The organism is Bifidobacterium sp. 7101, from assembly GCF_000499285.1.
Classification (GTDB): domain Bacteria; phylum Actinomycetota; class Actinomycetes; order Actinomycetales; family Bifidobacteriaceae; genus Bombiscardovia; species Bombiscardovia apis_A.
The window spans coordinates 19,685-43,763 of sequence record NZ_AWUN01000003.1 but is presented as its reverse complement, the minus strand read 5'-3'; the positions used below and the strand labels follow the sequence as shown (position 1 = coordinate 43,763).

General features: G+C 62.5%; 18 protein-coding genes and 1 pseudogene. 6 read left to right on the top strand and 13 right to left on the bottom strand.

The window, feature by feature from the left end; genetic code table 11:
• Positions 1–19: 19 nt before the first annotated feature.
• From P272_RS08660 to P272_RS0104840, 9 genes and pseudogenes are all read right to left on the bottom strand, one after another.
• A pseudogene (locus P272_RS08660) lies at positions 20–1,337 on the bottom strand (acetylornithine transaminase).
• Positions 1,324–2,271: an acetylglutamate kinase gene (gene argB, locus P272_RS0104875; protein WP_044097800.1), complete on the bottom strand. Its 948-nt coding sequence runs from the start codon at positions 2,269–2,271 to the stop codon at positions 1,324–1,326. Before argB ends, P272_RS08660 begins: the two are co-directional and overlap by 14 nt.
• A gap of 64 nt (positions 2,272–2,335) precedes the next feature.
• Entirely contained in the window at positions 2,336–3,505 is a 1,170-nt protein-coding gene (gene argJ, locus P272_RS0104870) for a bifunctional glutamate N-acetyltransferase/amino-acid acetyltransferase ArgJ (RefSeq protein WP_029678427.1), read from the bottom strand.
• A complete protein-coding gene (gene argC / locus P272_RS0104865; protein WP_029678426.1) occupies positions 3,502–4,593 on the bottom strand; it encodes an N-acetyl-gamma-glutamyl-phosphate reductase in 1,092 nt (363 codons plus the stop codon). The genes argJ and argC overlap by 4 nt, the downstream gene beginning before the upstream one ends.
• A gap of 74 nt (positions 4,594–4,667) precedes the next feature.
• Positions 4,668–5,309 carry a DJ-1/PfpI family protein gene (locus P272_RS0104860; RefSeq protein ID WP_216476235.1) on the bottom strand — a complete coding sequence of 214 codons (642 nt, stop codon included), beginning with the start codon at positions 5,307–5,309 and terminating at the stop codon, positions 4,668–4,670.
• 192 nt (positions 5,310–5,501) lie between these two features.
• Complete coding sequence (locus P272_RS0104855; RefSeq protein WP_052323200.1) at positions 5,502–6,110, bottom strand: DUF4190 domain-containing protein; 609 nt, start codon at positions 6,108–6,110, stop codon at positions 5,502–5,504.
• A 25-nt stretch (positions 6,111–6,135) separates the two neighbouring features.
• Positions 6,136–8,742 carry a phenylalanine--tRNA ligase subunit beta gene (gene pheT / locus P272_RS0104850; RefSeq protein ID WP_029678423.1) on the bottom strand — a complete coding sequence of 869 codons (2,607 nt, stop codon included), beginning with the start codon at positions 8,740–8,742 and terminating at the stop codon, positions 6,136–6,138.
• A 7-nt stretch (positions 8,743–8,749) separates the two neighbouring features.
• Complete coding sequence (gene pheS / locus P272_RS0104845) at positions 8,750–9,817, bottom strand: phenylalanine--tRNA ligase subunit alpha (protein WP_029678422.1); 1,068 nt, start codon at positions 9,815–9,817, stop codon at positions 8,750–8,752.
• A gap of 69 nt (positions 9,818–9,886) precedes the next feature.
• Entirely contained in the window at positions 9,887–10,807 is a 921-nt protein-coding gene (locus P272_RS0104840; RefSeq protein WP_029678421.1) for a TrmH family RNA methyltransferase, read from the bottom strand.
• A gap of 220 nt (positions 10,808–11,027) precedes the next feature.
• Here P272_RS0104840 and P272_RS0104835 point away from each other — a divergent pair, with 220 nt between their 5' ends.
• The gene (locus P272_RS0104835) at positions 11,028–11,648 is read left to right on the top strand and encodes a superoxide dismutase (RefSeq protein ID WP_015022073.1); all 621 of its coding nucleotides are present in this window, start codon (positions 11,028–11,030) and stop codon (positions 11,646–11,648) included.
• Between the two features lie 107 nt (positions 11,649–11,755).
• Here the strand turns inward: P272_RS0104835 and P272_RS0104830 are convergent, their stop codons facing one another.
• The 3 genes from P272_RS0104830 to P272_RS0104820 all read right to left on the bottom strand — a co-directional run bounded on the left by P272_RS0104830 (position 11,756) and on the right by P272_RS0104820 (position 16,481).
• Complete coding sequence (locus P272_RS0104830) at positions 11,756–14,251, bottom strand: ATP-binding cassette domain-containing protein (RefSeq protein WP_044097798.1); 2,496 nt, start codon at positions 14,249–14,251, stop codon at positions 11,756–11,758.
• A gap of 10 nt (positions 14,252–14,261) precedes the next feature.
• Positions 14,262–14,936 (bottom strand): ECF transporter S component, encoded by a 675-nt coding sequence (locus P272_RS0104825; protein ID WP_253269672.1) that lies wholly within the window; start codon positions 14,934–14,936, stop codon positions 14,262–14,264.
• Between the two features lie 168 nt (positions 14,937–15,104).
• Positions 15,105–16,481: a dipeptidase gene (locus P272_RS0104820; RefSeq protein ID WP_029678418.1), complete on the bottom strand. Its 1,377-nt coding sequence runs from the start codon at positions 16,479–16,481 to the stop codon at positions 15,105–15,107.
• Between the two features lie 66 nt (positions 16,482–16,547).
• On the opposite strand from P272_RS0104820, the gene P272_RS0104815 reads away from it, so the two are divergent.
• From P272_RS0104815 to P272_RS0104795, 5 genes are all read left to right on the top strand, one after another.
• Complete coding sequence (locus P272_RS0104815; protein WP_029678417.1) at positions 16,548–17,174, top strand: DUF3043 domain-containing protein; 627 nt, start codon at positions 16,548–16,550, stop codon at positions 17,172–17,174.
• A gap of 119 nt (positions 17,175–17,293) precedes the next feature.
• Complete coding sequence (locus P272_RS0104810; protein ID WP_081709051.1) at positions 17,294–18,781, top strand: dihydrolipoyl dehydrogenase family protein; 1,488 nt, start codon at positions 17,294–17,296, stop codon at positions 18,779–18,781.
• Positions 18,782–18,829: 48 nt separating this feature from the next.
• Positions 18,830–19,564, top strand: a complete 735-nt coding sequence (locus P272_RS0104805) for a DUF4191 domain-containing protein (RefSeq protein ID WP_029678415.1) — start codon at positions 18,830–18,832, stop codon at positions 19,562–19,564.
• Between the two features lie 149 nt (positions 19,565–19,713).
• Positions 19,714–21,150, top strand: coding sequence for a type I glutamate--ammonia ligase (glnA, locus tag P272_RS0104800; RefSeq protein WP_029678414.1), 1,437 nt, complete (start codon positions 19,714–19,716; stop codon positions 21,148–21,150).
• Positions 21,151–21,351: 201 nt separating this feature from the next.
• Positions 21,352–22,698 carry an MFS transporter gene (locus P272_RS0104795; protein WP_029678413.1) on the top strand — a complete coding sequence of 449 codons (1,347 nt, stop codon included), beginning with the start codon at positions 21,352–21,354 and terminating at the stop codon, positions 22,696–22,698.
• A 131-nt stretch (positions 22,699–22,829) separates the two neighbouring features.
• Here P272_RS0104795 and P272_RS0104790 read toward each other — a convergent pair whose 3' ends face one another.
• Positions 22,830–24,026, bottom strand: a complete 1,197-nt coding sequence (locus tag P272_RS0104790) for an Mrp/NBP35 family ATP-binding protein (protein ID WP_044097797.1) — start codon at positions 24,024–24,026, stop codon at positions 22,830–22,832.
• Between the last annotated feature and the right edge of the window lie 53 nt (positions 24,027–24,079).

Sequence of the window (24,079 nt, the reverse complement as noted above, 5' to 3'; positions counted from 1 at the left end):
TGTCTCTAAATGCTGTAGATCACCGATCATCCTCTTGCGAATCCATGTCCCCCAGACGGATCGGGACCTTGGAGAGAACGTCGACAGCCAGGTCGATCTGATCGGCCTGGATGATCAGGGGCGGCGCCAGACGCAGGGCATCAGGAGCTACGGGATTGACTATCAGCCCGTGGTCCAAGCACCAAGAGGCCACCTTGCCGGCGCAGGGAGAACTCAGCTGGACGGCATCCAGCAGACCCCTGCCTCTGACCTGGGTGAAGAGCGGGTTGCCGCAGGCGGCTATGCCATCGCGCAGCCTCTCCCCCATTTGTCTTGCTTGCTCCAGCAGACCCTCCCGCTGGATGGTCTCCAGGGTGGTCAGCGCCAGAGCCGATCCCAGGGGGTTGCCGCCGAAGGTGGACCCGTGCGTACCTGGGGTCAGCAGACCAGAAGGCCCGGAGCCAAAAAGTGATCATCCCTCCCATGGGGAAGCCGCCGGCCACCCCCTTGGCGAAGGTGAGAACATCGGGACAGGCGCCGCCGGACAAGCTCTGATCCTGGAAGGCAAACCAGTGGCCTGTTCTGCCCATCCCAGTCTGCACCTCGTCCAGAATCATCAGCGCACCATGCTGGCTGCAGAGCTCACGCACTTTTTGCACATAGTCGGGCTCCAACGGCAGCACGCCAGCCTCGCCTTGGATGAGCTCCAGTATGACGGCGGCCACTGGCTGGTCGGAAGCCTCTTCTCCGGAGAAGGCCTCCTCCAGGGCTTTGGGGTCACCGGACGGCAGGAAGCCCATCCCCGGCACCAGGGGCTGGAAGGGCTCACGGATTGCTGGCTTCCAAGTCAGACTGAGCGAGCCCATGCTGCGACCGTGAAAACTGTGCGTCAGGGCCAGGATCCGCCCGGGGTGGCCGCCCATGCGAGTGCCATGCAGCCGGGCCAGCTTGATGGCCGCCTCATTGGCCTCGGTTCCGGAGTTGCAGAAGAAGACGCGTGAACCATCCGGGGCCTGGGCTAGCTCCAGCAGCCGCTCGGCCAGTTCAATCTGAGGCCGGGAGGCGAAGAAGTTGCTGATGTGGGCCATTTTGCCGGCCTGCTCGGCCAGGGCCTTGTTCCAGGCAGGATGGGCGTAGCCCAGGGCGTTGACCGCGATCCCCGCCAACATGTCCAGATAACGGTTGCCGTCAACGTCCCATATCCATGCACCTTGGCCGTGGTCCATGACCCTGCCTGGCCTTCCAAAGACCTGCATATGGACATGGTCATAGCGATCGGCCCATTGGCGACTCTGTGGACCCTCAACCGTTTCGGCTGGCTCCGCGATCTTGCCGCAATCTTGATCAGCCTTGTTCATGGCTCCTCCTCATGACCATTTCATGGCCCGGTACAACGACGGTGCCGATCCCGTTTTGGGTGAAGATTTCAGTGAGCATGGAGTGTGGCTGGCGCCCGTCAATGATGTGGGCCTGACTGACCCCGGCACGTACAGCCTGCATGCAGGCCTCCATCTTGGGACGCATGCCTGCCTTCATGTCTCCAAGCAGACCATCCAGGCGATCCACGCCAATGCTGGATACCAGGGAATCAGTCTGGGGCCAGTCGGCATAGAGTCCCTCGACATCGGTGAGAATGACCAGCTTTCTGGCTCCCAAGGCCGCGGCCAAGGCAGAGGCGGCAGCATCGGCATTCACGTTGAGTACCTGGGTGGCGTCCTGCTCGTCCGGGGCCACCGAAGAAACCACAGGAATCCGCCCTGCATCAATCAGATCCTCCACGGCCGAAGCATCCACAGCCACAACTTCGCCCACCAGGCCCAAGTCCACTGGGTGGCCATCCACCATACCGGTACGGCGGGCAGCGCTGAACAGGCCGGCATCTTCTCCCGACAGACCAACGGCCATAGGACCATGAGCATTGATGGCACCGACCAAATCCCTGCCCACCTGACCAGTCAGGACCATCCGGACCACCTTCATGATTTCCGGCGTGGTCACCCGAAGACCACCACGAAATACCGAGGGAATGCCCAGGGCCTGAAGCATGTCAGAGATCTGGGGGCCTCCCCCATGGACAACCACCGGATGCATACCCACCTGCCGCAGGAAGACCATATCCTGAGCAAAGCACTGTCGCAGGTGGTCATCGACCATGGCATGGCCGCCATACTTGACCACGATCCGCTGACCTGCAAACTCCTCCAGCCAGGGCAGGGCCTCAATCAGCACCTGGGCCTTGCTGACATCGTCCAAGGCCCGTTCAGCTTCTGCCTCCTGCTCGCCATCTGCCATCCTTTTCCCTTTCCTCATTGCCGCTTCTGCCTCCGGTACCTCACGCTCGTGCGCAAGCTCCGGATCAGGTGTGGTAGTCGGCGTTGATGGTCACATATTCGTGGGTCAGATCATCTGTCCAAACCGTGGCCTGGCGGTCACCCTGACCAAGATCGATATCGATATGGACCTCGGGCACGTGCAGGTCGACCAGGGAGGGATCCTGGCCGGGGCGGCCTCCTTGGCAGACCTTGACTCCGTTGAAGCTGACATCCACACGGTCCGGATCATAGGCCGCCGTCGAAGTCGGCACGGTGCCCAGGGAGGCCACTACGCGACCCCAGTTGGGATCCTCGCCAGCCACGGCACACTTGAGCAGGGTCGAGCCGGAGACAGCCCGGGCGCAGGCCAGGGCCGCATCCTCGCTCTCGGCACCGTCCACCTGGATACGGATACGGTGGCGGCTGCCCTCGCCGTCGGCCACAATGCGACGGGAGAGCTCACCGCAGGCCTGGCTGAGCAACTTCTGGAACTGATCGGGGTCAGGCCGAACGCCAGAAGCACCGGAGGCCATGAGCAGGACCGTGTCATTGGTGGACATGCAACCGTCCACATCAATCCGGTTGAAGCTGAGCCGACAGGCCTCGGTCAGAGCGCGGCGGGCCTGGTCAGGCTCCACAATGGCATCGGTGGTAATCAGGCAGATCATGGTGGCCAGCTGCGGGGCGATCATCCCCGAGCCCTTGACCATGCCGCCCAGCCGCCAGCCAGAACCGTCCAGGGCCACAGTCTTGGTACAGGTGTCGGTGGTCAATATGGCCTTGGCCGCAGCCTCGCCGGCCTCCTGACTGGTCGACAGCTCCTGAGCCGCCTGGTCGATGCCGGCCAGTATGGGGTCCAGGTGCAGCAGGTGGCCGATGATCCCGGTGGAACAGACGGCAACCTGTTCGGCTGGCAGACCCAGATTCTTGCCTGTCCGCTCAGCCATGGCCTTGGCCTGGTCCAGGCCCTCGGAACCCGTGCATGCGTTGGCGTTGCCTGAATTGATGACCACGGCTCCTGCCCGGCCCTCTTTCAAAATCCTGCTGGTCCAGATGACCGGAGCGGCCCGGAAGCGGTTGGGAGTGAAGACGCCTACAGCAGTATCCACGGGCCCCTTGTTGACAACCAAGGCCAGGTTGCGGCGGCGTGAGCCTCCCGGGCGATGGGCGATGGCGGTGCCTGTCTGGAAGCCCGCGGCGTAGGTGATGCTCATGGTGCCACTCCTATGGTTGTCAGACCGGTTTCCTCGGGCAGACCCAGGGCCAGGTTGACGGCCTGAAGGGCCTGGCCGGCGGTACCCCGGGTCAGGTTGTCGATGGCTGCGAAAGCATAGAGACGGTCGGCGCGTTCGTCTGTGAGGACCTGAACCTGTGCCAGGTTCGAACCGTAGACGTCAGCCGTGGAGGGGAGCCTACCCTGGGGCAGCAGATCAACGAACGGCTCCTTGGCGTAGATCTTTTCCCAGACGGCACGAATGCCCTCCGCGCCCAAGGCACGTCCACGCGCGTTCAGTTTGGCCGAAACCACGGCCAGGATTCCACGTGACATGGGAACCAGGATAGGGGTCAGCCCCAGGCGAATCGGTTGATGGTCTCCCCCCAGGTCCTGATTGGCTGCTTCCGCCTTGCGCAGGTTCTGCAGAATTTCGGGGATGTGCCTGTGGGTGCCTCCGACCGAATAGGGATGGGCTGAATTGATGGCTTCAGCAGCGAGTAAATCCATTCTGCTGCTGGAGCGACCGGCACCCGAGTAGGCCACGGCAAGATCGGCCACCAGGTCATCGGCCTGCACCAATCCGGCAGCCAGGGCCGGCTGGAAGGCCAGGGTGACTGCGGTTACGTTGCAACCCGGACCTGCTATCCGGCGGGCATGCTTGAGCAGTTCACGCTGACGAACGCCTTCCGCCGTCAATAGCTCCGGCATTCCATAGGTCCAGGGAGAGAAAAAGTGCCCGCCGTAGTAGTCCTGCCAGTCGGCCGGATCCTCCAGCCGATGGTCGGCACCCAAGTCAACCAGCATGGATTCGGGATCCAGCTGCTCTGCCAGGGGACCAGAGGCACCATGAGGTAGCGCCAGCACCACCAGATCATGGCCAGCCAGGACCTTCGGGTCTGTGGCCTGAATCTGTAGCGAGGCCAGCGAATTCGGAAGATTGGGTGAGAACTCCCCCAGCTGTCGACCCGCCGTCCTGCGCCCAGTGACCGTACATACCCGGAAGGCGGGGTGAGCGGCCATGAGTCGGATCATTTCAGAACCGGCATAACCGGAGGCTCCCACCACGGCCACTGTATATTGGTGCATGAACGCTCCTTTCACCGGGCACCATCATAAATAGTCATGCGACAAAATGCATAATTATGCAATCCGGCGTGTCGTTATGCTTTCGACCGTGCAAAAGGGTCATAACCGGACTCCCGGTTGCGGATGTATTCCATCTGGGTGCTGGCCTTGTCCACAGCCTCGGGCCCGCATGTGTCTTCAACATAATCCAAGGCCATATCGATGCCAGCCGAGATGCCCGAGGAGGTGCGGAACTTTCCATCGACCACCCAGCGGGCCTCTTTGATCCAATCCACCCTCTCACCCGTGCTGACCACCCAGTCAAAGGCCAGATCGTTGGAGGTGGCCCGCCTACCATCCAGAGCACCGGCAGCAGCCAGCAGAGCCGAACCCGTGCAGACAGTCAGCACCTGCGAAGACTGCGTAACCAGGCTCCGCAGACTGTTTAGCCAGCGGTCATCGTCAACCAGAGCGCGCGTGCCGGACCCGCCCGGTATAAGCAGAACCCCCTTGGGATTGATCTGCTCCGGTCCCAGGGCCTCGACCCTGGCACCGCCCTCGCTGACTTTCACGCCAGGACCGTCCAAGGAGAATATCCGCACGCGGGCGCCATCTGTGTTGATGAAAACCTCAAAGGGCCCGAAGACATCCAGGGGTTCGAATCCGTCGAATACGACAATATTGACATCCGGCACCATTCGAATGAACCTCTCCCCACTGGCAGACCTGCCACTCATCAGACTCAAGGCTGACATCAGTCGCACAGGCATGAATACTCATTGGCACCAATGCTCACTTCCGGGAAGTGACATCACCGCCTCAATCGATGGTACCGCCAGGCCTATAACTGCCGGGTTCTTCCTGGCACTCTTTCACAGTCTCTTGCTCACAGCCCACGTTGGCACTGGCGACGCCTGTATCTCGAGAGTTCAGGCGCTGACGCCGTCTCCGCCAGAGCCTCCGCCACCCGTTGAGGGCGACGGCACCATCTGTTGGTAGAAGTCGTTCAGGGAAATGCCGTTGGCCAGCAGCCAGATCCAGGCCAAGGTGAAGAGCAGATTGATGATCAGGGCAGCCATAGCCAGCCCATAGCCCTTCATATGCAGGTGTCGTGTCCGATACATGGAAATGCCGCCGAGCAAAGCTGGGATCACAGGCATGGGCAGAAAGAGGGCCATGAAGAAAGCAATGATGGCGCATGGATCCCAGTGGCCATAGACAGGATTTTGGGAGGGATCGTTCAAATTCGGCATTCCCTGGGGAGGCCATCCAGGCGTGCCGGGACGGACCTGGGGATTCCCAGGATTCCCACCGCGTCCGGGGCCCGACTGCCCCGCCATGGGCATGGGCCTGTTGGCGGGGTTGCCTTGGGACGAGTCGGATTCCTTGGCCTTGGGTTCAGGGTCCGGGCGACCGTATATGTACGGATTCCATCCTGGATAACGATCGGCGCGCGCGCCGTACAAGGGCTGGTCGCCCCCATCATGATCCTGGCGGTCAGGTCCACCGGCTGTGCCCTGTTCTTGAGAATCCGTCATGTCCCTCGGTCCCCTCGATGCCCGGTCAGGCGCGCAGTACAGCGCCCAGACCCGCAGTCTTGTCAACGATGGCCTGACGCAGGGATTCACTGTCCTCGGACGTCAAAGTACGGTCCGGGGCGCGGAAGGTGACTGCGAAGGCCAGCGATTTTGCATGCTCACCGATCTGATCGCCAGTGAAAACGTCGAACAGCTCGATGGATTCAAGACTAGACCCAGCCGCTTCTCTGATGGCGGAAGTCAGGTCAGCGGCCGAAACCGTGTCCGGCACAGTGAAGGCCAGATCCTGACGGACCGGCGGGAAGGTCGAGACCGGCTTGGCCTGCAGGGGGGTGTAGTCCAGGTGATCCAGCACCATGTCCAGACTCAGCTCGAAAGCGGCCGAATGGGCAGGGAAGCCCAGAGCCTGATCGACCCGAGGATGCAGCTCACCCACCATACCGACAAACGTACCGTCATCCAGGACCAGCCTGGCGGTACGGCCCGGATGCCACTGGTCGGGCACCTGATCGGCCGAGGGCTGCTCCAGCCGATAGTGTGCACCCAACCTGTCCAGGAGCCGGCGAGCCGATTCGACTGCATCGGTCCAGTCCACATCCCTGCTGTCCTTGAGCCAGCCGTCCTCCTGGGCGCGGCCGGTCAGCAGGGCCGCCACATGCAGCCGCTGCTCCGGCAGACCTTGGTCCAGGCGGGCCAGATCCTCGTCGCTGGGCCGCACGCCGCCCGGAAGGGTGGGCACCGCAGGAGCCTTGGGGTCGCGACGGAAGACATAGCCGATCTCGAAGAGGCGCACATCCGTGTTGCCGCGTCGCAGGTTGCGCTCCACGGTGTTGGCCAGCGGCAGCAGCAGGCTCTGCCGCAGATAAGGCCTGTCAGCGGCCATGGGGTTGGCCAGCTCCACGCTGTTGACATTGACCTCGTCAGGATCCATGCCGAAGGCCTTGAAATCATTGTCCCCGACGAACGGGTAGTCCAGAACCTCGGTGAGCCCGTACTCGGCCAGGGTGTCGGCCACCCAACGGCGACGCTGCTGGCGATCGGTCAGACCAACCGCACCGGACACCTTGGGTGATGGCACGGTGACGGGGATGCGGTCATAGCCCACCAGGCGGGCCACCTCCTCGACCAGATCGCAGCCCTCGCCCAGATCGGGCCTCCAGGTTGGCGGTGTCACCGACAGCCTGTCTTGAGGATCACCCTGGACCGTGCAGCCGATGTCACGCAGAATGGCCACGATGCGCTTGGGCTCCACCTCCAGCCCAGTCAGCCGGGCCACCTCGCTGACAGAAAAGTCGATGACCGGCATGGGCTTGGTCTGGTTCATATCAAGCGGAGCATCCAGATCCTGGCCACCGGCAAGGCGATGCAGCAGGTCTGCGGCCATGGCTGCAGCGGCCGGTTGCATCTGAGGATCAACCCCGCGCTCAAAGCGCTTGGAGGCCTCCGAGGGCAGCTTGTGGCGACGTGCGGTCCGGGCAATGGTGATCTGGTCGAAGTGGGCGGACTCGATGAGGATGTTCCGAGTCTGATCGGTCACCTCTCCATACAGACCGCCCATGACTCCGGCCAGCCCCAGGATGCGGGATCCCTCTTGCCCATCGGGCGAGTCGGTGATGAGCAGATCTTCGGTGCTGAGCTCGCGATCCTTACCATCCAGAGTGGTCAAGTGCTCGCCCTGCCTGGCCCTGCGGACGACGATGGGCCCGCTGAGCTTGTCCAGGTCGTAGGCGTGCAGGGGCTGGCCCAGATCCAACATGACGTAGTTGGTGATGTCCACCGGCAGGCTGATGGAGCGCATGCCGGCCCGAACCAGCCGACGACGCATCCAGCTGGGAGTGGCCGCCTTGGGGTCGCAGCCGGTCAGGGCCCGCAGATAATACCGGTCACAACCGGGCTGACCATGAATGGGGTTGTCGTCCTCAATACGCACGGCCAGTGGAGCCTGATCCTCCTGAGCTGCGGAGGCCGGCACGGTCTTGTTCAGCTCAATCACCGGATCCGTGTACTCAGCGCCCGTGGAGTGATGGTATTCGCGCGCGACCCCACGGTAAGAGAAAGCGTAGCCGCGGTCTGGGGTGATGTTGATCTCAAGGACGGGCCTGTTCATATGCAACAGGGCCATGGCATCGTCCCCGGGCTTGAGCTGCTCGTACTGCTCGGGGGTGAACCCATAGTTGCGCAGCAGGATGATGCCCTGATGGTCCGAACCCAGCCCCAGCTCACGCTCGGAGGCGCACATGCCGTCCGAGATGTGGCCATAGGTCTTGCGCGGTTCGATGCGGAAGTCGCCAGGCAGAACGGCCCCCGGCAGGGTCACCACCACTTTCTCGCCCGCAGCCATGTTCGGGGCCCCGCAGACGATGCCCCTGGGCACCTTGTGACCCTGGTCGTCCACAGCGTTGTACTGCTCGCCTACATCCACATGGCACCAGTTGATGGTCTTGCCGTTCTTCTGAGGCTCAGGCTCGGCATCCACCACATAGCCGACCACGATGGGGCCGGTCACTGTGGACTGGTGAATGTCCTCTTCCTCCAGACCGACCCGGACCAGGTCCTTGGCCAGCTGTTCATAGGTCAGATCCTCGGGGACCTGCACATGCTCCTTGAGCCAGTCGATATCTACCATTGGCATCTGACGGTCACTCCCCCATCTCGAACTGCTGGCTGAACCGCACGTCGCCTTCGACCAGGTCGTGCATGTCATTGATGTCGTGGCGCAGGAGCAGGGTGCGCTCCATGCCCACGCCGAAGGCGAAGCCTGAGTAGCGCTGCGGGTCCACGCCGGCCGACCTCAGAACGTTGGGGTTGACCATGCCGCAGCCTCCCCATTCGATCCATCCAGGGCCGCCCTTCTTGTCGGGGAACCAGAGGTCCATCTCGGCGCTGGGCTCGGTGAAGGGGAAGTACGAGGGCCGCAGTCTGGTCCGGGCCTCGGGGCCGAACATGGCCACGGCGAGCTTGTCCAGGGTGCCCTTGAGGTCGGCCATGGTCAGGTGCTCATCGACGGCGATTGCCTCGCACTGGTGGAAGACCGGAGTGTGGGTTGCATCCAGTTCGTCGGTGCGGAAGACCCTGCCCGTGCAGGCCACGTAAAGCGGCACGCCACGGGTTATCAACGAACGGGCCTGGTCCGGCGAAGTGTGTGTACGCATGACCATGTTGGAGCCGACGAAGCCGGCGGCATCCCTGGCCTGACTGCCCTTGACGTAGAAAGTGTCCTGCATCTGGCGGGCAGGATGGTCAGGGCCGAAGTTGAGGGCATCGAAGTTGTACCACTCGGCCTCAAGCTCGGGTCCTTGGGCGATGCTCCAACCCATGGAGACGAAGAAGTCCTCCACGTCCTCCATGAGCTTGGACAGAGGGTGACGGGCTCCCTGGGGACGGCGGTTGACCGGCAGGGTCATATCCACCTGCTCGGCAGCCAGGCGACGAGACTCCTCCTCCTGGCGCAACTGCCGCTCCTTGAGCCCGTAGGCACGGCCGAAGTCAGCCTTGAGCTTGCCCGCTAGGCGGCCAGCGGTCTTCTTCTGATCCGCTGGAAGCCGTCCGATCATCCGTCCGGATCCGGCCAGGGCTGAACCTGTCCCCGCATACCGGGCCTTGATCGCCTTGAGCTCTTCCAAATCGGAGGCTTCGCGAATCCTGCCGATGCCCTCGTTGACCTCGTCGGTCATCGCCGCGGGGTCGAATTCTTCCTGTGCCACCATGGACCTTTCCACTGTTGCCAATGCCGTGTCCGGGCCGCAAATCAGCGGAAATCCCGGTCGTTGACGCCTTCACATTCTTTCAATACGACTCGACATGGCCATGGCGTAGAGCAGCACTGCCGCCGAGGTAGCCAAGTTGAGGGATTCAGCCCGCCCATATATAGGGATGCGAACTATCTGATCCATGGATTGCAGCAACTCTTCGGGCAGTCCGCGTGCCTCATTGCCGAAGAGCATGACCGTGGGTTGACGTGTCGAGTCTGGCTTGGCTGGGGTATCGCCCGCCATCAGATCGGTCAGGGAGCGGACGGGTTTGTCCGGTGTGCCATAGACATCGGCCGCCACCATGATCCGGCCCTGCCGTCTGCACAGGGCCAGGAAGTCCTCGGTGCCCATGGTCATCAGGGGTATGTGAAATGCCGAGCCAGCCGTGGAGCGAATGACCTTGGGATTGGTGGGTTCCACGCACTGGTCCACCAGGATGACCGCCCTGCAGCCTGCGGCATCAGCGGTGCGAATGACGGTTCCAGCGTTGCCTGGATCACGAATCTGCCAGAAGGCTGCCACCAGGTCGGGTCCCTCCCCGGTTAGGCTCTGGGAATCGTCTTGGCCCGTCGACTGGGCCAGAAATCCGTCCGTACGTGCCTGAGCCAGGATTCCCTGGGAATTGCCACTGATGGCACGCATGACTCGGGCGGAGACGAAGTGCCCATAGCAGTCGGGTAGATCCCCGGCCTGCTCCATTATGGCGCCTACGGTCTCGTTGAGCGGCCGAGGGTGACCGCCATGGGCCACAGGAGAGGATTCATCCGCCTGAATATAGAGGTCAGTCAGCAGGTCGGGACGCCAGCGGACCGCCTCGCGCACGCTCTGCGGGCCTTCTACCAGGAAGCGGCCATGACGTTGCCGGGCCCGCCGATCCTGCAGTTCAGCCAGACGGCGAATCCGTTGGGCACGGGGATTGTCAAGAAGGGAGTCATCGAAGCGCATGGGCACAACTCTAGCCCCGGCGGCCGAGAGCGCTGCTGAGGAACCTTCAAGAGCACACATCTGTGGGAAAGTTCACTGAAAGAAAGGTCCGCACCCCTTGTGCTCGCCGGACAAGGGGCTAGTCTAAAAGAACCGGTCGGGTCGACCACGTCCGTCGTTGGTATGGCGCAGACCGACCATCGCTCATCTGGCTTGGCCAGAATCATTGTGAGGAGACGATATGCCCGTATATACACTTCCCGATCTGCCCTACGACTACTCGGCGCTGGAGCCGTACGTGTCCGGCAAGATCATGGAGCTGCACCATGACAAGCACCATCAGGCTTATGTGAACGGGGCCAACAAGGCCCTGGAGCAGATCCACGATGCGGCCGAGTCCGGCAACGTGGCTCAGTCCAACCTGCTGGAGAAGAACCTGGCCTTCAACCTGGCCGGGCACAAGAACCACTCCATCTTCTGGAAGAACATGGCACCGGCCATCGGCCAGGAGCCCACTGGCGAGCTCAAGGCCGCCATCGAGGACCAGTTCGGGTCCTTCCAGGGCTTCCAGACCTACTTCGAGTCCATGTGCGCAGGCATCCAGGGCTCCGGCTGGGCCGTCCTTGCCTGGGATACGCTGGGTGAGCGCCTGGTCACCCTGCAGATGTACGACCACCAGGGCAACCTGCCCGTCACCATCTTCCCACTGGTTCTGCTGGACCTCTGGGAGCACGCCTACTACCTGGAGTACCTGAATGACCGGGCCAGCTACGTCAAGGCCTGGTGGCACATCGTCAACTGGGAGGATGCCTCCAAGCGCTTCGACGAGGTGCGCAACATCAACACCACTCTGGCCAGGTAAGAGGTCGGCGCTTCCAACCACAGGCAAACCCTGGCCCTTTCCCCTCTCTGCGGGAGGTGGAAAGGGCCAGGGTTCCTCTATATCCAGAGCCTGCGAAACCGCGGCGATCAGTTGCCGAAGAAGGCAATGGAACCTGTCAGGGCAGCCGCGGTCAGGGAGATCGTGGGCACAGCCAAGCAGATAAGCAGGAAGCCCACATCACGAAGACCGACATGGGAGACCCGGGCATGGGTGCGCGGTGTGCTGCCGCCAAAGCCTCTGGCCTCCATGGCCGTGGCCAAAGTCGTCGAACGTCTGATGGACAGGACCAGCAGGGCGAAGGCCTGGGGCATAAAAGCCTTGAAACGGTTCTCATCGCCCAGTCCACGGCTGCGGCGCGAGGCGGTCAGGGCTGACCAATCATCCTTGAGAACAGTAAAGAGCCGCATGCCGGCCAGCCCCCCGTACACGAAGCGATCAGGCAGATGGAGCACCTGGCTGAAAGCATCGGCCAGGTCAGTGGCATCTATTCCCAGCACGGTGATGATGGCGGGGATCCCGACGGCCAGGATTCGCAGTGCAGTAGCCAGGGCCAGATCCAGCGAGCGCTGGGTGATGTGGATCATCCCCCACTGCCAGAAGGTGGCGCCGCCACTCTTGCCATAGAGGATGATCGCCAGGGCTGAACCTGGCGCCCCCAGGAAGATGGGCCAGGTGGATCTGACCACACGCAGGGGTGTGAAGCCTGCCACGCCCAGCAGCAGGAACTCCAGGACCAGGGCCGTCGTGGCGGAGACGGGGTCCAGGCTGATCAACAAAGGCAAAGCCGCCAGAAAGGCCCCAATCAGGCGGAAGGCCGGATTGATGGAGGCTATGTATGGTGATCGGCTGGCCGGTTTGACCGGTTCATCCCGCTGATCCATGGGTGTGACGGTCAGTCGGGCGGCAACAGTCTTCTGACAAGTTTGCGAATCTGACCCGGCTGCATGCCAGACGGTCTTCCGGGCTCCCGGAGGTGTCATTTCCACCAGGCGGGCATCCAGGGCCTGAACCAGTTCCCGGTCGTGGGTGACCAGGATGATGCAGGCTCCCTGGTCGCGCAAGTCTGCAATCAGCTGGGCCATGCTGACCCAGGTGTTCCTGTCCTGGCCGAAGGTGGGCTCGTCAAGAATCAGCATCTGTGGCGCAGCGGCCAGGGCCGAGGCCACGGTGAGCCGCCGCTTCTCACCTCCGGAGAGCGTGTACGGGTTGGCGCGAGCATACTGTCTCAGACTGAAGCGCCTTAGCAGATCCAGGGCGCGGGCCTGGGCCTGGTCCTCAGTCATGCCGGTGCGGATGGGGGCCAGTTTGACCTCATCCAGGACCGTGCCCCGGGCGAACTGATGCTCTGGATTCTGAAAAACATAGGCGATGCGCGCCGCCAGCTGGGATGAGGTCCACCGAATGGGCTCGGGCTGGACAGGCGTCTGCCCCTGAGGTCCCCGAAGCAGATGATCGTGGGCAAGTACCGAACCGGCCACGGGCTCCAACAGACCAGCCAGCGTCATAGCCAGAGTGGACTTGCCCGCCCCATTGGCTCCAACCAAGGCCGTGACCTGCCCGGCCCTGAATTCCAGATCGATGTGCTCGGCCACCGCCTTGCCCTGACGACCCACTGCCAGATCCCGGGTGGCCAGCAGAACGGGATGTTCATCCTGGCCGATATCGGATTGACCAGACCTGGTCCTGTCCTGACCAAGCGCATGAAGCGAATCCTTGGCGCTCCTATAGGCTTCTGGAACCCAGATGCCCAGGGATGCCAGGTCCAACCCGGGATCAGTAAAGACCTCCTGGGGACTGCCGTCGGCCATGATCACAGTCTTGCGATAGGCCGCGGCACCCGATCCTTCAGTGCCGCCTTCAACCTCACCCAGCCCAAGCACGATGACCCGGTCAATCATGTCCATCCAAGGCCCTGCCCGGTGCTCGACCAGAACCATGGTGGAGCCTTCTCGATCCAGGACCTTTCTGACTGCATCAACTATCTGCTCGACACCGATAGGGTCCAGATTGGCCGTTGGCTCGTCCAATAGGAGCAGCCCAGGCTGCATGGCCAGAGCACCCGCCAAGGCGAGACGCTGCATCTGCCCTCCACTTAGATGCATGGTGGACCGGGTCAGCTGCAGGTCGGCCAGGCCCACCTCGGCCATGGCCTTTTGCACCCGTGGCCAGATCTCCTCGCGGGGCAGCCCCATGTTCTCCGGCCCGAAGGCCACATTGTCACCCAGCCTCTGAAAGATGGCCTGAGCATCCGGATCCTGCAGGACCAGACCCACACGCCCCCGGCTGGAGACGGCAGGATTGCCGTCAATCAGGACCTGACCCTGGGTCACCCCGCCCTCATCATCCTCAACCTGATCCTGGCCGCTCTGCGGGGCATGATCGCCCAGCAGTCCAGCCACACCCTCAAGGATGGTCGACTTGCCAATGCCGGAGGCTCCCAACAGAAGCACCCGCTGACCTGCAGGAATGCTTAAGGAGAGATCCCTGACGGCGAAGTGGTTCCTGTAGGCATGACGGTACCCCCAGCCGCGCAGTTCCAATGCGGCTGGGCGATAGGGATTGTCCTGGATGCTCTGACCCACGCTCGGACCTCTACTTCCCGGCCGTGCGAATATCGCGGCCGGAAGCAAAGCGGTCCAGAGCCCCGGTTGCGGCGATGGCCTTGTAGAGGTACCAGACCAGCACTCCGGCGATCAGCGCGCCCGAAATCAGGGTGGCTATCAGATAGATCACCCCATAGGGGCCGGTCAGATTGATGGCCTGCAGATGGGTGCAGAAGGAATAGAGCCAGCAACCGAAACCAGCTGCGGCGCCCGACAGTGCAACCGTGGACATGTTCCAACGCCGATAACGCAGCAGCATGAAGACCAACTCGGCCATGAAGCCCTGAAGCAGGCCAATCAGTATGGTCTCCACAGGCACCCAAAGGCTGCCCAGCAGCGACTCCAGTATGGCCGCCACCAGCTCGGCATAGACGGCCGCACCCGGCTTGCGTACGATGACCGAGGCCAGTGGGCCGGCAAACAGGTAGAGACCATTGAGAATGCCTCCCAGACCGGGCACAACCCCGTCCAGGAAAGACCATGGAATAGTGGTCACCATGGCGACCACCCAGTAGATGACGGCGGAGGCCACCCCGATGACCGAGGCGACGGCAATATCCACCACCCTCCACCGTCTGGAGGGGATCCTGACCTTGGAGGGAGTCCGCTCAGACTCCGGCCCTGATCCGGAAACAGTATTGTTCATGAAATGACCATCGGTCATGATCTTGTGCCTTTCCTCGGAGCGCTCCCTATGAGCGCCATCCCGTTCAGGCACGGGTCCAGTGACATCCGTGCGCCGGCATTACCCGGTAAACGTTCGTCCGGTTGAGGCTGAGCCTCCTCTCAGCCGCACGCCCTAAGGCATACGGCCCCCGTGTCACCTGCCATCTTAGAACATACGATGGTCAAGAGAATCCAACAGCAAGGCCTCGGTAATGATGTTGTCGACCAGCCCCTGCAGGGAGATGGACTCGTTCGGACTGTGGGCGTTGGACTGGGGATCCTCGGGGCCGGTCACCAGGACCTGGGCCTCAGGGAAGAGCCGCTTGAGCTCGGGGATGAAGGGGATGGATCCGCCCTCGCCCTTGTTGACCGGGTCGCGTCCGAAGGCCTGACGCATAGACTCCTCGGCCTGCCGGACCACCGGGCTATCGGCATCCATGGCCCATCCCATACCCATATCGCTGGGCGTGACCTCCACCCTGGCCCCCTGAGGTGCATGGGCAATCAAAAAATCAGCCAGGGCTTGCGCGGCCTGCTCAGGCCGCTGGGTGGGCGCAGTGCGCAGGGAAATGCGGAAGCGGGTCTTATCGGCCAGCACATTGAAGGAACCCTCCACTGGGTGGGCATCGAAGCCGATCACGGCCGCCGCCGGCTTGGTCCAGAGCCGGGAGGCCAGGGAGTCGGTTCCGGCCAGCCGGTAGGAGTCCACCACACCGGCATCGGCACGCAGCTGAGCCTGGTCCAGATCACGCTGCAGGCCGCCGATGGGCTGGCCGCCCTCCAGCCCGGGCACGGCAAGTTGGCCCTGGTCGTCATACATGGAGGCGATCAGCATGGCGGCCAGGGTGTTGGCATCCAGGATGGGCCCGCCGAACTGCCCGGAGTGGACGGGGTGCTCCAGGGCTGTGACCGTGACATCCAGGTCCGCATTCCCTCGCAGTGAGGTGGTCAGGCTTGGGGTGTCCGCCGACCAATTGCCCGAGTCGGCCACGATGATCAGATCCGAGGCGAAGTCGTCCCGATGAGCCTGAAGGAAGGGAATGAAGCTTTGCGAGCCCATCTCCTCCTCCCCCTCGATGAAGACCTTGACGTTGACGCGCAGGTCATCGCCCAAGGCATGCAGGGCACCCGAATGGATGGCGATGCCGCCGCCGTCGTCGGCCGATCCGCGTCCGTAGAGCCGCCCCTCCTTCTCAACACCGGTAAAAGGATCAGTGGACCACTGGGAGGGGTCAGGTACCGGTTGTACGTCGTGATGGGCATAGAGCAGAACGGTCGGGGCATCGGGATCCACCAGCCGGGATCCGATGACCTCAAAGGCGCCCGGGGTCCCGTCAGGATTGGTTGCCTGGACCACCCGGGCATCCACACCCACCTGCCGCAGCTGCCCGGCCACATAGTCGGCCGAGCGGCGCATGTGATCCCCGGTGATCCCCTTGGCCGAAACCGACGCCAGGGCGATCTTGTCCTTGAGCAGATCGACGACCCGGCCCCTATCGTTTTGGACACGTGTGCGGATCGTCTCCAGGCCCAGTTCCGCCATCGTTACCTCCTGTGATTGCTTGTGTATCAATGCTTGCGAGTCTAGGCGTCACCGTAACCTGTTCGCATGACATGGAACCCCTTCTCACGCAAGGATCGACGGGACAAAGAGGCGGATGCGGACCAGACGGCCTCCGCTGAAGAAGTACGAGGCAAGGGACGCCCCACCCCCAAGCGCAAGCAGGCCGAGGCCCGGAACCTGCGTCCGCTGGTCCCCAAGGACCGCAAGGCCTCTCGCAAGGCCGCCAAGGCCCGGATCCGAGCCCGTGAGGATGCCCAGTACGAGGCCATGAGGACCGGCGACATCGACCACATGCCCAAGTCGGAGCGCCTACCTTGGAGGATCTACATCCGCGACTATGTGGATGCCCGCTTCAATCTGCTGGAATGGATCTTCCCAGCCATCATCCTCATGTTCGTGGCCACCCTGATGGGCATGTTCGTGGGTCCGCAGCATTATGCCACTTTCACCATGGTGGTGACCATTCTTCTGTACGGCTACCTGATTGTGGCCCTGGTCGACACCTGGCTGATGTGGCGCAAGCTCAAGCGCCTGCTGATCGACAAGTTCGGCGAGCGCTCGGTGGCCAAGGGTTCACGATCGGCCTCCTATGCATGGCAGCGGGCCATGATGGTCCGGCGCTGGCGGGTTCCCAAGCCCAACCAGAGCAAGCGTGGGCACTGGCCCAAGTGACAGCCGATTGTTTTGATATTCTCGCCTAAGGGTCGGTCACCCCAGGCGGTCTTCGTAATCACTCCATATTCTGCTAATGGTCTTCATTCTCCCAGCCTCTACGGCTAGCATGGATTGCTATGCAGCAATCGATCAACCAATCCGGCACAGAGTCTCTTGATCCCTGGGATGCCGACAGCCGCCAGTACGACACCATCATTATCGGATCCGGCCCGGGCGGCTATGCTACGGCCCTGCGCACGGCAGAGCTGGGCGGACGGGTGGCTCTGATCGAGCAGGACCCTGTGGTCGGCGGCGTCTGCCTGAACAGGGGATGCATCCCCACCAAGGCCCTGCTGACCGCCACCCAGGTCCTCGAACAGGCTGGCCTGGGAGCCGCCATGGGCATCAATATCGAGTCGGCCAACATCGACTACCAGAAGCTCCAGGATTATCAGGACCGGATGGTGGATGCCATGACCGGCGGTCTAGCGAGCCTGCTGAAGCAACGTGGCATCACCGTGGTGCATGGCCATGGCACCATCGTCGGCGACGGCCTGGTAGAAGTGACCGACGACGAGGGCAATCGAACCCGCCTGACCACCTGCGACACCATCCTGGCCACCGGTTCTCATGCCAGGGCCCTGGAAGAACTCCCCTTCGGCGATCTGGTCATCGACACCGACCGGGCCCTGACCCTCAAACCCTTCCCCCGCCGGGCCTTGATTATCGGATCAGGTGCGGTGGCCCTGGAATTCGCCACCATCTGGAATCAAGCCGGTTGCCAGGTGACGCTGATGGTCAGACGGGACCGGGTGCTCTCTCACTGGGGTCGGCGGACCGGCCAGATCATGACCCGGGAGCTGGAGCGTCAGGGAATTCAGATCATCACCCACGCCCGCTGCTCAGGTGGACACCGCCTGCCCGCAGACGGGGGAATTCAGGTCGACTACCAGCCGACCGACGACAAGGGCCAGGAAGGATCAATCGAGACTGATATGGTCCTGGTAGCCATCGGCAGGGATCCCAATACTGACCCCAAGCACATGAAGGAGCTGGGCATCGACCTGGACGAGCATGGCCAGGTCCTGATCGACTCCCAAGGGCGCACCAGTCGTGACAGGGTCTGGGCCCTGGGAGACATCACCCCGGGTCACCATCTGGCCCATAGGGCCTTCCAACAGGGCATCACCCTGGCCGATGCCGCCTCCGGCCTGGATCCCGAACCGGTCAACGAGGCCACCATCCCCCGCGTGGTCTTCTCCTCCCCCCAGGCCGCAGCGGTGGGCTTCAGCCGGCAGGAGGCCGAGGACGATCCATCGCTGAACCAGGTCAAGGAGACCATCTACCCCATGATGTCCAACTCGCGCATGCGCATGAGCGGCCTGCAGGGCACCCTCAGTCTGATCACCGCCTGCCAAGCCACCGATTTGGAGAAGCAGATAGTGGTCGGTCTGGAGATGGTATCCCCCCAGGCCTCAGAAAACATTGCTGAGGCCCAGCAGCTGGTGGGCAACCAAATCCCCCTGCACCGGGCGGCCGGGCTCATCCACCCCCATCCCACCTTCTCGGAAGCCATTGGAGAGGCCCTGCTCAAGGCTGATGGCAGACCCCTGAACATGCGATAGGCATGCGGTAGACTGGTCAACCAGTGAACGTTTCCAAGTGAGGATGGCATGGCTACAGAGGACACCAAGGGCAAAAAAGCAAAAAAGAAGAGCAGCACGATCAACCAGATCGTCAAGATCTACCAATTCACTTATGCAGAGGACAAGGCCCTTCCCTGGCTGCTGGCCGTGGCCATTCTGGTACCCACATTGATAGCAGTTGTGATCTGCCTGCTGGCCCACTTCGGCTGGCTGTCCTGGATTCTGACCGTGCTTCTGGGCATCATGGTTGGCCTGCTTCTGGCCACCATGACCCTTACCAGGCGCTCCGATAAGGTCGGCTACGCCAAGATGGATGGTCGTCCAGGCGCAGCCGCCGCTGTGCTGAGCAGCATCTCCAAGGCAGGCTTCTCCTTCCCCCAGGACCCCGTCTGGATCGATGCCAAGACCAAGGATGCCGTCTGGAGGGGCACCGGTCGCACCGGGGTCTATCTGATAGCCGAGGGCGACTACAACCGCGTCAACAAGGCCATGAACCGCGAGGAGGAAAAGATCCGCCGCATCACCCGCGGGTCGGCCATCCCCATCTACCGGATCAGCGTGGGCCACGGCCCCGACCAGGTTCCGCTCGACAAGCTCCAGCGCACCGTGGTCAAGAAGAAGATCAAGCTGACAGCCACCGAGCTGGAGACCCTGAACGACCGGCTGGTCACCCTGCAAAAGCGGCAGAACGCCTTGGGAATGCCCAAGGGCATCGATCCGACCAAGATACACGTCAGCCGCAAGGCCATGCGCGGGCGCTGATGTTTTCCAAGGTCCCGGTATCTCCCCTTCCGCAGGGAGGCGCCGGGACCTTCGCATGAAACACCCCCGTAACCTCAGTGGCGCATTGCCGAAAAAACCGGTCCCCTAGACTGGGTGACCGTTAAGGTTTCCACGAAAGGAGCAGTTCAGTGAGCGAACTTAAGTCAAAGGCCGATTGCGAAGCTCTGATAAACCAGGAAGGCGTGGAATATGTCTCAGTCAGGTTCACGGACCTGATCGGGGTCCAGCAGCACTTCACCGTCCCCGCCAGCGAATTCCTCAAAGAAGCTTTCACGGACGGCATGGCCTTCGATGGCTCCTCCGTCCAAGGCTTCCAAGCCATCAACGAGTCCGATATGAAGCTGATTCCGGACCCTGAAACAGCCTACTTGGATCCGTTCCGCCGCCACCGCACTTTGAATGTGGCCTTCTCCATCGTGGACCCGGTGACCGACGAGCCCTACTCGCGCGACCCTCGGCAGATCGCCTCCAAGGCCGAGGCCTACCTGCGCTCCACCGGCATTGCCGACACGGCCTCCTTCGCTCCTGAGGCTGAGTTCTTCATCTTCGACAAGGTCCGCTTCGAGAACAGCATGCAACGCTCCTTCTATGAGGTTGACTCCATCGAGGCCCCCTGGAACTCGGGCGTGGATGTCGAGGAGGACGGCTCCGACAACATCGGTTTCAAGAACCGGGTCAAGAAGGGCTACTTCCCCGTACCGCCCATCGATCACTACCAGGATCTGCGCGACGACATGGTGGCCAACCTGCAGAAGGTAGGCCTGATCCTGGAGCGCTCCCATCACGAGGTGGGCGGCGCAGGCCAGCAGGAGATCAACTACCGCTTCAACACCCTGCTGCACGCTGGCGACGACCTGATGAAGTACAAGTACGTGGTCCACGAGACCGCTGCCCTGGCCGGCAAGGCGGCCACCTTCATGCCTAAGCCCATCGCCGGGGACAACGGGACCGGCATGCACTGCCACCAGTCCCTCTGGAAGGATGGCAAGCCCCTCTTCTATGACGAGAATGGTTACGGCGGACTCTCCGACATCGCCCGCTGGTATGTGGGCGGCCTGATCGAGCATGCATCGTCCGTTCTGGCCTTCACCAACCCCTCCACCAACTCCTATAAGCGGCTGGTGCCCGGCTACGAGGCCCCGGTCAACCTGGTCTACTCGGCCCGGAACCGTTCAGCGGCCATCCGCATCCCCCTGGCCGGTACCTCGCCGGCTGCCAAGCGGATTGAGTTCCGCGCCCCCGACCCCTCCTGCAACCCATTCCTGGCCTTCTCGGCCCAGCTGATGGCAGGACTGGACGGCATCCTCAACCACACCGAGCCCCCGGCCCCCATCGACAAGGACCTCTATGAGCTGCCCCCGGAGGAGCACGCCCAAATCAAGCAGGTGCCCGGCTCCTTGGAGGAGGCCCTGAACGCCCTGGAGGAGGACCATGACTTCCTGAGCGAGGGCGATGTCTTCACCGACGACCTGATTCAGACCTGGCTGGACTTGAAGCGCGGCGAGCTGGACCAGACCCGGCTGGCCCCCACCCCTCTCGAGTACGAGCTCTACTTCCACATCTGAGTTCACATGACGACTGAGGCCGGCTGACGGGCAAGGTCGCTTAAGGTCCGATCCTTCCTGCTGAAGGGTCGGGCCTATTTGTATTATCACGACCATGGGTATCCGCCTATGGATGGCAACACGCCAGCCCCGGCATTCCGGCGGCAGTCAGGCCAGAATGAAGGGCAGGTATGAAGACTGGTCCGATGGAGGTGGAGACCGATGCGCTGGCTGCGTGAATTCATGGAGTTGCCCGTATATCTGCGAGCCATGCTCATCGTGGACCTCATGTGCAACTTCGGCATCGGCCTGGTCATGCCTATCGAGCTGCTCTTCGCCACCCATTCCCTCGGTGCCACCATGAGCGAGGCCGCCCTCCTGGTGACCATCAGCTCGGTAGGGTCTCTGATCTCCAATCCCATCATCGGCTGGGTCTCAGACCGTCGCTCCTCCTGGCTGGCCATGCACACGGCCATGATTTTCTCGGTCATCGGTCCCCTGATCTTCACCGTGGCCCACGACTATCGGGCAGCAGTCGCAGGAGCCTTCGTCTCGGGCCTGGGGATGGGCATGCAGACCTCCTGGGCCAGCATTCTGACACAGATCTCCACCAGGGAGCAGCACCGGATCGTCTATGGAATCAACCAGGCTGAACTCAACCTGGGCATCGGCCTTGGGGCGGCCGTGGGCGGACTGCTGGCCGCAGGAGGTCAGGACTTCCTCTATCGCATTGGCTTCGGCGGCAGGGCTCTGGGATTCGCCCTGCTCAGCCTGTCCCTGCTAATCATCGAACATCACTGGCAGCTACGTCGATTGACGGCTGAACTCAAGGCCAAGGCAGAGCGGGAGGTCGTCCAGGAATCCGAAGGGGCCACCGGTGCCCTGAAGGCCAAGGAGTCAGACAACAGAGAAAGCATGACCATCAATGGCACCTTCGGAGGGCGGACCAGCTCACTGACCAGGGTGCTGGCATCCATGACCCTGCTGACCCTGGGCACCTTCTTCATGGACCTTTTCGGCTACTCCCAATTTGACGCTGGTCTGGTCACCACCCTGATCTCGGATCCGCACATCCCCCGCTGGTCCCTGTCGGTGGTGGACGTGGTCAACACCTTCTCGGTGGTCATCATGAATATCGTGCTGCTGCCCCGGCTCAAGGACGCCAACCATGTGCGAATGCTACGCACCGTGCCGGTCTTCTGGGCTGCGGCCTGGGTGATCATCGTACTGGGTCTGCGCCTGGATTCCACCCCCGGCGCCCTGAGCGTGGCCTCCTTGGGCATCACCATCTTCGGGTTGGGCGAGGTCATGATGGGTATCTCCCAGCCGGTGGTGGCCGCCGAGCTGGCCGGGCCATCGTTCAGCGGACGTATGTTCGGCCTGCTCAACACAGCCGCCTCCCTGGGCTACATCGTGGGACCCATGTTCGCCTCCTACATCCTGGCCGGGCATGAGGTCATTCCCTTCCTGGCCATGTGCGCCATCGGTCTGGTCGTGCTGGCAGTCCCCTGGTTCCTGGCCATTCCCTCGCGGCAGATCACCAGCCGGAAGAGCCCGGCTGCCATCTAGTCTGGGACAAGGCTTGACACCGAATTAAAGACTTCGAGGTTAACTAATCCAAAGGATGGCCAAGAAGACATATCTACAGTGGCCAGTGCAGCATACTGAGTTGTCTCTTTAGTGGCAGTTCTCTTGTAAAGTCAGTCCTCGCCGGCGGCCCGACGGGCATCGCCAGGCTCCGAACCTGCCATCAGGGTCTTGGCCAGGTCCACAAATCGTTGGGTCAGCGGTGAATCATCCAGGGAGCCATCGGGTCTGAGTACAGCCGGACGCCCGGACTCCCCCGACTCGCGCAGGTCGGTCTGCAGAGGCAGCTGCTCCAGCAGGGGTACCTGATACCCCAGATCCCGGGTCAGCTGGTCGGCGACCCGCTGGCCACCTCCCTGGCCAAAGATACGCAGACGCTCGCCATTGTGCTCGTACCAGGACATGTTTTCGATCACACCCTGGACCTTGGTGGGCAGCTGGAGAGCCACCAGCCCTGAACGCACGGCCACCTGCGAGGCCGATGGCTGGGGAGTGGTGACCACGATCAGCCGGCTGTTGGGCAGGGCCTGGGCCACTGACAGGGCCATGTCCCCGGTACCTGGGGCCAGATCCAGCAGGAGTACATCAGGGTCCCCCCACCATACATCGGAAAGGAACTGTTCCAGCGAGCGCTGCAGACGCGGACCCCTCCAGAGGATGGCCCGGTCCGACCCGGCGAACATGCCGATGGAGATCAGCTTGACCCCCCAGGCGGTCACCGGCATCAACATGCCATGCAGATTGGTGGGTCGGCTGTGCACGCCGAAGAGCCCAGGCAGGGAGAATCCGTAGATGTCCGCATCAATGGCGGCCGTGTCATAGCCCAGTGCAGCCAGGGTGGCCGCCAGGTTGACGGTCACCGAGGACTTGCCCACGCCTCCCTTACCCGAGGCGATGGCGAAGATGCGGGTGCCTACGCCAGGCTTGGAGAAGGGGTTGCTGCGCCGGGCGGCCTTGAGGTCGGCCACCAGGTTGTCCAGCTTCTCCCGGCTCATGGAGGAGACATCGATATGGGGGCGCAGCCGGGCTCGTGGATAGGAGGTGACGGTCCCGTTGATCTGGTTGGTGATGGTGGTCGACAGCGGACACCCCTTGATGGTCAGCTCCACCCGCACGGTCACCTCATAGTCGGCCTGGGCATCCCTGGCCGGCTCGACAATGATGTCGGTGATCATACCCAGATCGGTGATGGATCGCCCCAGTTCTGGATCGATGACCCGACTGAGCCGCTCATAGACCTCCCCCTTGATTCTTCGAGGCAGCTCCTCCAGATTCCGGGTCCCTTCCTTGCGATGCTCTACTTGTTCCATGCCGTCACCATATCGCGCCCAGCCATCTGCTGCCAGGGCGCGGCTGGTCGGAT